Genomic DNA, 12,249 nt, shown 5'->3' on the forward strand with positions numbered 1-12,249 from the left:
CCGTTCCGATAAAAGCCGTTTAGCTGTTTGAAACCATTTATTGCAAAAAGCGATCCAAGCCGTTCCCCTATTTGCATCAAAAAAGCCCAGGAAGCAATCCCTGGACTAATAGTGTGTGATGAATCCTGAGCTCAAACTCTAGGATTCAGAACCGTTCTACTGTATTAATTTGTTGTCGGTACGCTGTGGCTCAGCAGTTCTTCATAAGCCAGTTCAAATTTCTGAACATCCCCAGCGCCCATGAAAATGGCGACTGCATCATGGAACTGCAGCAGCGGGGACATGTTGTTGACGTTCAATACCGTTGCGCCTTTTTCGATTTTGTCGGCCAAATCGCCGATCGAAACCTGTCCGTCCTTTTCGCGAGCGGAGCCGAAGATATCGCAGAGGAAAACCTTATCGGCCAATTCCAACGACTCAGCGAACTCGCTAAGCAGAGCAACCGTGCGCGTGAAGGTATGCGGTTGGAAAATCGCAATGATTTCCTTTGTAGGGTATTTCTGTCTGGCTGCATCGAGTGTAGCGCGGATTTCGGATGGATGATGGGCATAATCATCGATGACGACCATATCCGAAATGTATTTCTCGCTGAAGCGACGTTTTACGCCTGTGAAAGTCTTCAGCTGCGCAGCTACCTTGTCATTGTCCAAGCCTTCCAACCAGCAGAATGTGATGATTGCCAATGAGTTAAGGATATTATGCGTGCCGAATGACGGGATTTCAAAATGACCGTACCTTTCGCCATTTATTTCCACATCGAATTGACTGCCGGTCGTATCCTTCGTGACATTTTTGGCGACAACATCATTGTCTTCAGCAAAGCCATAAAATGTGATTGGATATTTGCCTTTCAATTCACGGACATACGCATCTTCGCCGCAAGCGATGACGCCTTTTTTCACTTGGGATGCAAATGAATCAAATGCGCTGTAAACATCATTGATGTCTTTATAGTAATCCGGGTGATCGAAATCGATGTTCGTGATGATGGCATAGTCGGGTGAATAAGCCAAGAAATGACGTCTGTATTCGCAGGCTTCCAATACAAAATACTCCGCATCTTCCCGACCGAAGCCAGTTCCATCGCCGATCAGATAGCTTGTCGGTGCAATCCCGTCCAACACATGGGACAACAAACCGGTCGTGCTTGTCTTACCATGTGAACCGGTAATGGCGACGCTCGTATAGTTTTTGATCAAGTCGCCTATGAAATCATGGTAGCGGATGACCGTCAAACCGAGTTCTTTCGCTTTCGCGATTTCCTCATGGGAATCAGGGAAAGCATTCCCTGCGATGACCGTCAAACCCGGTGTGATGTTAGCTTCGCTGAATGGCATGATTGTGATGCCAGCATCATCCAAACCTTTTTGTGTAAAGAAATAAGTTTCGACATCCGATCCTTGGACGCGATAGCCTTTCCCATGCAGGATCAATGCCAACGCACTCATCCCAGAACCTTTGATGCCGACAAAATGATAAATCGTTTCCGTTTCCATAATTACCTCCAAGTGAATAAGAAAGGTTAGTCTTTCGGCTACCTTCTGATGTTTGTGTCTCAAAACAATCGTTTAGGACCTGATGACTTGCTGTCCATTTATTGAATCGGAACCAGTATAGCATGTGCAGATTAAGAAAATACTTAAAATTATTTAAAATTTGAGGTCAAACATGTCAATAATTTCATTGTAACAGTAAGTGCTGCGCACAAATCGGCCTGATGTTACAATGCGATGACTAAAAATAAGAGTGGCTTACCGAATCGGCAGGCTCATGAACGAATTTTCCGGCTACATCATAAGAGCGTTCCTGCTCCATGATGCCCAACAGTGAGCGGTTCATTGCCCGTTTGGCTTTGCCTTCCAACGGCTGCAACTCACTTGTTTCCACGCCGTCTTCCTCCCGGACCTCATCGTCTTCAACAGGCGACTCAAGCTCGAAAATAAGCAAGTCCGAACTGTTCTTCTTCAATACTGCAGCAATCGCGCGATAATCGATTTTCTTTTCTTTCAGGTTTTCCCAGCCCTTCAACGGTTCCGGTACTTCTGTCAGTTGGAAAGGCCTTCTGCTCTTGTACGAAGCGAAAGGGTGCATGCCCAATTCCGTGCGGCGTTCCTTCTGCTTTTCGTCCTTCAGTCTTTTTTTCTCGACCGCAAAAACATCTTCAGCAGGCTTCGCAGCTTGATCCCTGAAGGATACGAATGCCTCCTTGTTGTGGCGGATGTACGGAACCGTGTCCATCGGGTGCAGCAAATCTTGCGAGATGTAGGAGGACGGTTGTGCAGAATCGCCTTTTTCTTCCAGGATACCATGCCCTTCGTCCTCTTTTTTCAGGTAATTCGGAAAATCATACTTATTTGTTGCAGGATGACTTCCTTCCACCCCTGAACGATGGTCATGCCGAAAAAAACTTGGTCCATCATAGCGACTCATCCAGTCAACTCCTCTCTTGTTTTGCTTCCGGGAAAAACTATGCCCGGTTTCAATGGAATTCCTTTATAATAGTACTTCTTTTTCAGTAAAATTTCTATAGTCTTATTTGGAAAACGCTGCGCCTATTGCATAGCTGTCATCCAACACAAGGATACCTTTTTTAGGGCTTGCGTTTTCCAGTTGCAATTCTTTGGCTGAACAGATCATGCCATGGCTGGCTACGCCGCGCAATTCACCCGGCCAGATGATCAAACCGCTGGGCATGACTGCGCCCGGCTTGGCTACGACGACGCGTTGCCCTTTTTTGATGTTAGCTGCACCACAGACGATCTGCAGTACTTCTCCGTTGTCCACTTCTGTTTGCGTAACGGACAGATGGTCGGAGTCTGCATGCGGCACGCACTCTTTGACGTAGCCCACAACAAATTTAGGCGAGCGATCGACAACGACAGCGTCATTGAAGCCAGCAGCTTGGATCAAAGCATTCACTTTTGCCACTTCTTCATCGGATAACAACACTTGTCCGTTTGCATCCAACGCAAGCGTATCTGAAATCGAAAATAGATTATAGCCCATCGTTTCATTTGTACGGTTGTTGAAAATGCGCGTCACATTCCCTTTTGATTCGCAGGATTGTTCTTGGCGGACAGCGATATCCCCTTTCGTCAACATTAATGTATCCCCGACTGCTTCACGATTATAAAAACTTAACCACATTTTGTATTTGCTCCTTTATGCTTCTTCATTTATTTTTCCCAAACGAAATAGTATCACAATTGTTCCAAAAAGGCTTCAATCTCTTTTTGCGTCTTCCGGTTGCGTGAGACGAAACGACCCAATAGTTCGCCCTCAGCATAGACGACGAAGCTCGGGATTCCGGAAATCTGTAACGCTTCACCTAGAGTACCGAAATCATCGCGGTCTATTTCGACGAAACGAAAATCCGCGAATTTATTTTCCACCTCAGGCATGAACGGTCGGATGTAATGGCAATCCGGACACCAGCTGGTCATGAAGACGAATACCGTTTTCCCCGAATCGCGCAGTTCTTTGAATTGATCCAAATCTTTCAATTTATCCATAATCTGACTCCCCCTTAATTCGTGGACATGATGGTTTCATAAGTGCTCTTGTCCAATGCTTTGATGACTTGTGCGACCATTTCCTTGGCCGCCGCGTAATCGTCGATGTGGAACATTGTCTGATGCGTGTGGATGTAGCGGGCGCAGACGCCGATGACCGCACTCGGCACCCCATCATTCATGACATGGGCGGCTCCCGCATCCGTTCCGCCTTTTGAAACGAAATATTGATAAGGGATATCATGCGTTTCCGCCGTATCCAGCAGAAATTCGCGCATCCCTTTCAAGGTGATCATGCCGGGATCCTGGATCCGCAAAAGGAAACCTTCCCCCAGATGACCGAACGTATCCTTGGTCGTCGTCAGATCGTCCGCAGCCGAGCAATCTACCGCGAAGAACAGATCAGGCTTGAACTTATGTACGGCCCCTTTTGTCCCCCGGAGCCCTACTTCTTCCTGGACGTTGGCCCCGGCAATCAGCGTGTTCGGCAACTTTTCATTTTTCAATGCTTCCAGCGTTTCCAGAACGACCGTGTTCCCGTAGCGGTTGTCCCATGCTTTTGAAATGATTTTCTTTTTGTTTGCTGTCCAGATCGTTTCGACTTGGGGAACGATCGTATCTCCGGGACGCACTCCGAATGCCAGCGCTTCTTCTTTCGTATCGAAACCGGCGTCAAACAGGATGTCCGTCACTTTGACTTTTTTTTCTTCACCAGCCTCCCGCAGCAAATGCGGCGGAACAGAAGATGAGATCACAGGAATATCGCCTTTGGATGTCTGCAGCGTATAACGCTGTGCTGAAACGACATAGGCATTCCAGCCTCCGAGCGGCACGACCCGGAACAGCCCGCGATCCGTGATGCCTGCCACCATAAAGCCAACTTCATCCATGTGCGCCGCCACCATGATGCGCGGTGCCGTTTTATCTTCATGCTCCCTGATTCCGAAAATACCGCCCAAGCCATCCGTTTCGATGCGATCCACCAGTGGCGCCATTCTTTCGCGCATATAGTTACGGATATTGCGTTCGTTACCGCTTGTCCCCTGCAATTCCGTCAATTCTTTGATCATAGCAAATGTTTTATCTTCCATATTTGAATGGAGCAGGACACAACTTTATCCTTATGCCGCTCCCGGTCCCCCTTCATTGTCTGACTATCCTTTCCATTATAGCGCAGCATCCTTGTCATAGCAACGATTCCATTCGATCCAAAGCATTGTCCGGCACAGGAAACGTTTCCTTCACGAAGCCTTATGCAATCGACGTTTCCCTATTATTTTTTTCGTTTTATTGCTATACTTGAGGAAGAAAAAAGAAAGCGCATCAATTTGAGGAGGAACACATGATGAACTTTTTGGGAAAATGCATGTGCAAAAAACACAAAGAAGAAGTTTTGGGCGGTATTTTATTCGGAGCCGGACTCGTACTTGGCTCAGTCGTGACGGCCCTTTGCTATGAACAGAAACGGACCGTAAACGGCGACAAAATCCTGGAAAACGTAAAAAAGATGTTCTTGGCTGAAGCACCGATTGAAGGATCCTGGATCGAATTGCATCCTGTCCCGCTCAGTCGTTATTCTTCAAAAACGGATGTGTATTACGGCGGAATTTCCCGTAAAGAAGAAGGCGTGTTGGTGCAATATGAATTCATCGCCGACGCTTATACTGGAACCATCTTGGATCTTTATAAGCTTTAAAAATCAGAAAAAGGAAGGATCAAAGCAAACGCAGCTTTGGTCCTTCCTTTTGTTTTGGTCCTATTTTTCTGAATCAGCCGTTGCTTTTTTCGGGAACGCTGCTTCGACGCGGTAGATGCGGTCTCCTCTTGAAGAGAACTTCGCTTCGTACTCCGTCATGATGTTTCCTTCATAATCGCTCTTGTGCAGATCCAGCCACACTTGCTTCAAAGTCATTCCGTATTGCGAGAAGCTCGCCAACGAATATTCGAACAGGCCTTGGTTGTCCGTCTTGAAATGGATTTCCCCGCCTGAGACCAGGATTTGTTCATAGTTGCGCAGGAAATTTTTGTAAGTCAAGCGGCGTTTGTCGTGTTTGGATTTTGGCCATGGATCGGAAAAGTTCAGATAAACGCGAGCCACTTCGCCTTCTGCAAAGAAATCCGCAACATTCTCTCCGTCCGTATTCAGCAACTGGACATTTTTCAGCCCTGATTCGATCATCTTATCAAGCGTCATGACCGCCACGCTCGTCTGGCGTTCGATTCCGATATAATTCACTTCCGGATGCATGCGAGCCATTTCAACGATGAACTGACCCTTTCCGGAGCCGATTTCCACGTGGATCGGTTGCTCGTTGCCGAAGCGTTCCTGCCATTTCCCTTTCCAATCCGCTGGTTCCATCACTACATATTGGGTACTTTCAGCCAATTTTTCGGCAGCCCATGGTTTATTTCTTACGCGCATAATTCTCCTCTTTCTTAACTGTTTTTTTTCGAAAAAAGAAATCCTTTCCGTTCGTATAAGACGAAGAGGATTTCATAAATAACTGTTTAGGCGATTCTGATAAAGCTGTTTGAGCAACAGAATCAGTTGATTCATTTCCACATTGCGTTCCTGCGAATGGCTTTTTTTGATCATGCAGAGGCACACCATCATGCTGTACCACTCCAACCGGCGTTCCATATTGTCATTCATCTGCAAGCCATACTGCTCCAACCATACTCCCCATTCTTCATGGGGAACGTATTGTACCAGCAAGGTGCTGATGTCCGAGAACGGATCGGCAATTTTGACCATTTCCCAATCCACCAGATACAACCGGTCTTCCTCATCCAACAGGAAATTTTTCCGATTCACGTCTCCGTGGCAGACCGTCTTTTGCGAATCGTCGATGCTGGCGATGCTGTTCTTCACATATTCAGTCACCTGTTGAAGGACCGAATTGGATTTCAAGTCATCCGGCAGATCCGCAACGTACAGGTTGTAGAAATTGATTGGGTTGAAGATTTCACCCTTTACCTTCTGAAGCATCTTCAGAAGATTTTCGGAATGATGGATGCGATGCAGGATGTCCCGCACGGTCTTACCCTTCATCTCATCCGGATTCAATTCCCTGCCGTTGAGCCATTCCTGAGCTGTCAGGACATCCCCATTGCCGACCCGTTTGGTCCAGATCAATCGCGGTGTAATCCCCTCAACGGAAAGCGCAGCTAAGAAAGGCGAAGAGTTTCTTTTTAAAAAGACTCTTTCCTCGGCTCTGGTGCCCATATAAGCTTGTCCTGTGTCTCCTCCGATGGGATGTAGCCGCCACCCTGAGTCCATTTTATAATCCATCGAGCTCATTCCTTACTCTGTCATTAATTTTTCTATGCCGATGAAAAGAAGGAGCCGGGACGAAAGCCCCAGCTATCTCGGTCTGCTCTTCTGTTCATACGCTACGTGTTCATTAGGCGACTCAGCTCGTTTTGCTCTGAAAGCGCAACGGCCATCACTCGCATACAATTATCATTTTAGATTTCTTTACATATTCAGTCAAGAATATTCCATGTGCTTTCGGAACTGAAACGATTTTAACCCGTGCATCAGTAATTTGCCGCTTCTCTTTTTTCCGTACGCCCGCCCATGTAAAACCGGATGAACAACCAGATGAACCCGGCGTTTAAGGCTATTGAAGCCATTCCCGTCTGCCAACTGTTGTTGATGAAGATGATTCCCGCAAAAAGGAATCCTTCCACTCCCAAAAGGTAGCCGAGCAAACGCTTGAAGCCAACAAATTTATCTTCGCGCTGCGTCGGATAAAGCCGGTACAGCATGTTCTCATTGAAATGGAAATACAGCGGCAACAGCTGGAATCCTGTCAAATAAAGGAACAACAGACTGAGGCCTAAAGAAAATCCGGCTGACGGCGTGAACAGAAGCAACAGCATTCCGATGGCCGACAGGCGGAAAAACAAGCCGCTGTAATCCGTCCCGCGCACAAATGCCCGCGCGTATAAATACTGATAGGAATTGCCTTTGCCTTCAACGCGGCGCAACAAGCCGTCGAGATACTTTCTTCTTTTTGCTTTGCTCTTCACTTGCGGAACATCCGTAAACAGATTAATGACCCGGTTTATGCGAGCCTTTCGTTGTTCCTCCGAGGCGATCATCTGCTCCCATTGATAGAGCGGATAGCGCGCCTCATACGCCACTTGTACTTTTTTACGCAGAAACATAGTATACAGAATTACAAGTACCGGCGCAACCCATGGATGAAAAAATATCGCGACGCTGAAAGATAAAATCGCCGCGCAAGCCAAGTAGAGATCGTTTTTTTTGCGAACTATCCTATCGCCTATCTTCAGGCCAAGTTCCTGCAGATCCAAATGGATGATTTTCAACAGAATCAAGGTTGCATAAATCGGCAGCAAATCACTTGCCCCGATCGTTCTTCCGGCAAAAAGCATCGGCATTGCTGCAGCTGCCAAAAAGAACAACAGAATCGCCGGAAGGATCAGGCTGTATTTTTTCACTTTGCTGAAATAGCTCCCCCATTCCTTTTCCTTAGCCAAAAGGAACACTTGGTCGGCCGGCTCCAAAAAGGTCGCCAGCTTACCGATAAAAATGCTGCCTGAAAAAATAGCCACTATCAGAAGCTTTCCCCATAGGAAGTCCGGCGTCACAGTTTTCACGAATTCGGAATATTGGTAAGCCAAAGCTCCCAACAGAAAGAGGAGCACGAGGACGAAATGATCATTGAAGATATATTTGCTGTAGCGGCTGAATTTTTTCAGGTGCAGTTGCTGCCTTCTTTTCCAGATACTGTCCAGGTTCATGGTTGCGCCACTTCTTTCGTCAAGCTGATGTAAAGCTCATCAAGACTCGCTCCCGGCATACCCATTTCAGCCTGCAGGTCTGCCATCGTGCCTGTCACTTTGACCTCACCGTGGTGAAGCAGGACGAAATTATCACATTCTTTTTCGGCAGAAGCCAGCACATGCGTGGACATCAAAATAGCTGCACCTTGCGCTTTTTTCTCCCTGACCATCTCCAGGAACGAGTGGATGCCAAGCGGATCCAGACCCAGGAATGGTTCATCGATGACATATACAGGCACATCCAACATGAATGCGCAGACGATCATCACTTTTTGTTTCATGCCTTTTGAAAAATAAGCCGGAAACCAGTCCAGCTTGTCCTCCAGTCGGAAATCGCGAATGTAGCGCATCGCCTTTTCCATGGCGACCGCTTCCGTGATTCCGTAGGCCATCGCCGTGATTTCCAAGTGTTCCCTTAAAGTGAGTTCTTCATAGAGCACCGGCGTCTCAGGAATAAAAGCGAAGGACTGGCGATAACGCTCCGTATCTTCGCGCAACGTCCGGCCATCGATCGCGATTTTCCCGCTGAAAGGCATCATGAGACCGATGATGTGTTTGATGGTCGTGCTCTTACCTGCTCCGTTCAATCCGATCAATCCAGTCAACTCACCAGCTTTGACCTCAAAATTTATATTTTTTATGACAGGCAATTGCGTATAGCCGCCCGTGACATTCTCCAATAATAGTGACATTTAACCGTCCCTTTCGCATGCGTTTGTGCCTTATATTATAGCACAGCCTTGCCTCATCCCAAATATCTTGCTGACCGAAGCTCCATTTTAACCTCAGGATATCAAATAAACCTCAAATATGATAAAGTTATGCTATAGAATAAAGTAGATTATGGACAGAAAGAGGACAGGCATATGACAGATTGTATTTTTTGCAAAATCGCGAACCACGAAATCCCGAGCAGCATTGTCTATGAAGATGATGTCGTCATTGCGTTCCTGGATTTATCCCAAGTGACAAAAGGTCATACGCTGCTGGTACCCAAGAAGCATGTCGCTGATATTTTTGAATACGATGAAGAATTGGCGAAGGAAGTCTTTTCGCGCGTCCCTAAAATCGCGCGCGCAATCGAACGTTCCAGCGATGACATTCTGGGACTGAATATTCTGAACAATAACCGTTCAATAGCTTACCAGTCGGTTTTCCATTCGCATATCCACTTCTTGCCGCGTTACGAAGATTCGGATTCGGACGGTTTCGGTTTGAAATGGAAGACGCACGAAGGAAAATATTCGCAGGCAGAATTGGCAAAAGTAGTTGCATCCATCAAAGAGAGTCTGGAGGAATAAATATGCGCTCATTTATGGAAGGAATATTATTCGGCACGGTAGTCGGTGGTCTGCTTGGCTTACTGAACACCCCCCGCAGCGGAAAAGAAAATCGCGCGAAAGCGAAAGCTTACCTTGAAGACAACACACTTGCGGTCGAAGACCTCAACGTCAGCGTCCAAGGTCTGCGCAACGCGATCCATTCTTTGACCAACGAAGGCTTGGCTTCCGTCAACGCCGTATCAGAGGAAGTCACAAAATCAATTGAGAACTTTACGCAACAGGCTCAACCCAGAATCAACCGCATCAACGATAAGATTGCAGTATTGACTGAAGATATGGAAAAAGTCGCTGCGAGCATGGAATCGCAAATGCCTGCAGCGACAGATGCACCAAATCAATAATCGAAATAAAAAATACGACGTTCCAAATGCAAACCGGATAAACGGTCATTTGGAGCGTCGTATTTTTCTGTGTTTCTGTCGTAAGGAGTCCAGTCAAGCAACCCTATTTATTCTGATTATCGGATAGTTTGAAAAGCGTCTGTATCGGCATCGCCGCGAAAGATTCCGTGAGCACCTGTTCCACTGTCGCAGCCGCTGCAGCCAGTTTTGAAGCACCAGTTTTAGTCAAGGACGTATAGATGATCCGCCGATCCTGCTCGCAGACATTCCGCTCCAGTGCTCCGCAGCCCTTCGCCTCGAACTTGCTGACCAATCTCGATACCGCGCTTTGGCTTAAGCCGACCTTTTCCTCCAGATCCTGGAGCTTCAGTTTTTGATCCGGCTCCTGTGACAAGAAATAAAGGACGTAGAACTCTTTCAGAGAAAGGTTATGGTTCGTCTGCAAACTTTTTTCCAACGTGCTCTCGACTTTCAGATGAAAATTGTTGATCTCCAGCCATTGGCAAAACGCAGAACTCATTTCACATTTCACAAAGTTTCCCCCATTCCTTTCCTTTTATCAGCTTATGATACCAAATATTGGCATTTTGAGCAATCTGCCACGACTCGCGGACAGCATGCTTGCTTTTGTTCTATGTTGCATTTTTTAGCCTGCTTCCGAATCAGGCTTCAGATATGAATTTTCTGAGAAGTTTGCTAGCGTTTTTAAGGAATATTTTCCATAATCACGGCGTTTATGATATATTTATAATTGGTTATTCATGAGATAGATAAATAGAAATAGATAGGAAGTGCCACATTCATGAAAAAGAAATTAGCATTGACGTCCGTTGCTTTCTTGACGGCCATCACATTAGCAGGCTGCGCGACTGGCGAAACTGTCGCAACGACTCCAGCAGGCGATATCACAAAAGATGAATTATACGACGCAATGAAAGCCTCAATCGGCGAAACCGTCTTGCAACGTCTGATCCTGATCGATGTATTGAACGAGAAAATCGGCGACAATGAATTGGAAGCTGAAACAGAAGCTGAATTGTTGACTACCATCGAACAATACGGCGGAGAAGAAACTTTCAACTACATCTTGTCCCAATCAGGCTTCGCAAATAAAGAAGAATACCAAGATGTATTATATTTGAACAAACTGATCGAAGCAGCTGTAAGAGCTGAAACAACTTTCACTGATGAAGAAGTGGAAGCCTACTACGAAGCTTATCAACCACAAATCAACGTACAGCATATCTTGGTTGCGGATGAAGCAACTGCTGTAGATTTGATCAGCCAAATCAATGCGGGCGCTGATTTCGCGGAATTAGCTAAGGCCAACTCTACCGACACAGCGACTGCTGAAAACGGCGGAGAAACAGGATTGTTCGGAGCAGGCGAAATGGTCGCAGCCTTCGAAGAAGCCGCTTATGCGCTTGAAGTCGGTGAAGTGACACAAACACCAGTCGCTACCGAATACGGCTACCACATCATCAAAATGATCGAGAAAACAGAAAAAGGAACATTGGAAGAAGAACGTGAAAACATCGAAACAGTGATGATGGACGAAAAACTTGCCGACAATGATTACCTGACATCCGTCATGTCCACAATCGTCCAAGCAGCGAATGTTGAAATCAAGGACGAAGACTTGGCAGCCGCGATCGATCAATTCTTGCCTGCTGAAGAAACAAGCTCATCAGATGCAACATCCGAAGCAACAACTTCAGAAGAAGCTAGTTCAGAAGCAACTTCTGCAACTGAAGAAGCGGAATCAGCTACATCCGAATCTGCAACTGCTGAATCATCAAACTAATAACTATAATGTAAAACACGCAAGTTAACAGCCTTTTGCTGCTGGTGACTTGCGTGTTTTTTGTTGGAGTTTTTCTGAAATACGTATGTATTGCTGCTTGCCGGATCTCCCCCGGCAAGGCGACAGTGAGGTCGTCGACTGTTTGGCGCTCCCGCACCTCCAAACAACCGAAATTGGGGATTTGTCTCGACTGTTCCGCATTCCGCTCAAATCTAACAGCCGACGCACGAGCGTTGTCTCGACTGTTCAGCGAACCGATCTATCCAAAAGACCGACACCCTGACCATGTCTCGATTGTTTGACACCAATCAAGCACCTTTCAGCCGACATCTCACACTACACTCACAGCTGCGCCAAAAAGGACATAAGGCTGCTCACCGAAATGATATGCTCCCTCTATATAGGACAATGAATTACTTCAAGTCTTATATAGG

The 12,249-nt window shown here is 46.5% G+C and carries 14 protein-coding genes; 4 read left to right on the top strand and 10 right to left on the bottom strand.

Going from position 1 to position 12,249, the window contains the following annotated elements; translation table 11 throughout:
* Positions 1-164: 164 nt before the first annotated feature.
* The 5 genes from murC to pepA form a co-directional block, all read right to left on the bottom strand.
* On the bottom strand, positions 165-1,496 hold the full coding sequence (gene murC, locus C7R73_RS12825; RefSeq protein WP_106450881.1) for a UDP-N-acetylmuramate--L-alanine ligase: 1,332 nt from the start codon (positions 1,494-1,496) through the stop codon (positions 165-167).
* 238 nt (positions 1,497-1,734) lie between these two features.
* On the bottom strand, positions 1,735-2,430 hold the full coding sequence (locus C7R73_RS12830; protein ID WP_106450882.1) for a hypothetical protein: 696 nt from the start codon (positions 2,428-2,430) through the stop codon (positions 1,735-1,737).
* A gap of 102 nt (positions 2,431-2,532) precedes the next feature.
* Positions 2,533-3,147 carry a YtpR family tRNA-binding protein gene (gene ytpR / locus C7R73_RS12835; RefSeq protein ID WP_106450883.1) on the bottom strand — a complete coding sequence of 205 codons (615 nt, stop codon included), beginning with the start codon at positions 3,145-3,147 and terminating at the stop codon, positions 2,533-2,535.
* Between the two features lie 53 nt (positions 3,148-3,200).
* A complete protein-coding gene (locus C7R73_RS12840; protein WP_086628398.1) occupies positions 3,201-3,512 on the bottom strand; it encodes a thioredoxin family protein in 312 nt (103 codons plus the stop codon).
* A 14-nt stretch (positions 3,513-3,526) separates the two neighbouring features.
* Positions 3,527-4,603, bottom strand: a complete 1,077-nt coding sequence (gene pepA / locus C7R73_RS12845) for a glutamyl aminopeptidase (RefSeq protein ID WP_106450884.1) — start codon at positions 4,601-4,603, stop codon at positions 3,527-3,529.
* Between the two features lie 251 nt (positions 4,604-4,854).
* Here pepA and C7R73_RS12850 point away from each other — a divergent pair, with 251 nt between their 5' ends.
* On the top strand, positions 4,855-5,208 hold the full coding sequence (locus C7R73_RS12850) for a PepSY domain-containing protein (protein ID WP_239992642.1): 354 nt from the start codon (positions 4,855-4,857) through the stop codon (positions 5,206-5,208).
* Positions 5,209-5,268: 60 nt separating this feature from the next.
* Here C7R73_RS12850 and trmB read toward each other — a convergent pair whose 3' ends face one another.
* The 4 genes from trmB to C7R73_RS12870 all read right to left on the bottom strand — a co-directional run bounded on the left by trmB (position 5,269) and on the right by C7R73_RS12870 (position 9,019).
* On the bottom strand, positions 5,269-5,934 hold the full coding sequence (gene trmB / locus C7R73_RS12855) for a tRNA (guanosine(46)-N7)-methyltransferase TrmB (RefSeq protein WP_106450885.1): 666 nt from the start codon (positions 5,932-5,934) through the stop codon (positions 5,269-5,271).
* A 72-nt stretch (positions 5,935-6,006) separates the two neighbouring features.
* Positions 6,007-6,804, bottom strand: coding sequence for a phosphotransferase family protein (locus C7R73_RS12860; protein WP_106450886.1), 798 nt, complete (start codon positions 6,802-6,804; stop codon positions 6,007-6,009).
* 248 nt (positions 6,805-7,052) lie between these two features.
* The gene (locus tag C7R73_RS12865; protein ID WP_106450887.1) at positions 7,053-8,285 is read right to left on the bottom strand and encodes an ABC transporter permease; all 1,233 of its coding nucleotides are present in this window, start codon (positions 8,283-8,285) and stop codon (positions 7,053-7,055) included.
* Positions 8,282-9,019 (bottom strand): ABC transporter ATP-binding protein, encoded by a 738-nt coding sequence (locus tag C7R73_RS12870; RefSeq protein ID WP_106450888.1) that lies wholly within the window; start codon positions 9,017-9,019, stop codon positions 8,282-8,284. The genes C7R73_RS12865 and C7R73_RS12870 overlap by 4 nt, the downstream gene beginning before the upstream one ends.
* A gap of 174 nt (positions 9,020-9,193) precedes the next feature.
* Here C7R73_RS12870 and C7R73_RS12875 point away from each other — a divergent pair, with 174 nt between their 5' ends.
* Complete coding sequence (locus tag C7R73_RS12875; protein WP_086628403.1) at positions 9,194-9,628, top strand: HIT family protein; 435 nt, start codon at positions 9,194-9,196, stop codon at positions 9,626-9,628.
* A 2-nt stretch (positions 9,629-9,630) separates the two neighbouring features.
* Positions 9,631-10,011 (top strand): YtxH domain-containing protein, encoded by a 381-nt coding sequence (locus tag C7R73_RS12880; RefSeq protein WP_161525951.1) that lies wholly within the window; start codon positions 9,631-9,633, stop codon positions 10,009-10,011.
* Between the two features lie 103 nt (positions 10,012-10,114).
* Here C7R73_RS12880 and C7R73_RS12885 read toward each other — a convergent pair whose 3' ends face one another.
* On the bottom strand, positions 10,115-10,543 hold the full coding sequence (locus tag C7R73_RS12885; protein WP_205076524.1) for a MarR family winged helix-turn-helix transcriptional regulator: 429 nt from the start codon (positions 10,541-10,543) through the stop codon (positions 10,115-10,117).
* Positions 10,544-10,813: 270 nt separating this feature from the next.
* Between C7R73_RS12885 and C7R73_RS12890 the strand changes: the two genes are divergently transcribed.
* Positions 10,814-11,815, top strand: a complete 1,002-nt coding sequence (locus C7R73_RS12890; RefSeq protein WP_106450890.1) for a peptidylprolyl isomerase — start codon at positions 10,814-10,816, stop codon at positions 11,813-11,815.
* Positions 11,816-12,249 lie beyond the last annotated feature (434 nt).

This window comes from Trichococcus alkaliphilus, from assembly GCF_003008695.1.
Taxonomy (GTDB): domain Bacteria; phylum Bacillota; class Bacilli; order Lactobacillales; family Aerococcaceae; genus Trichococcus; species Trichococcus alkaliphilus.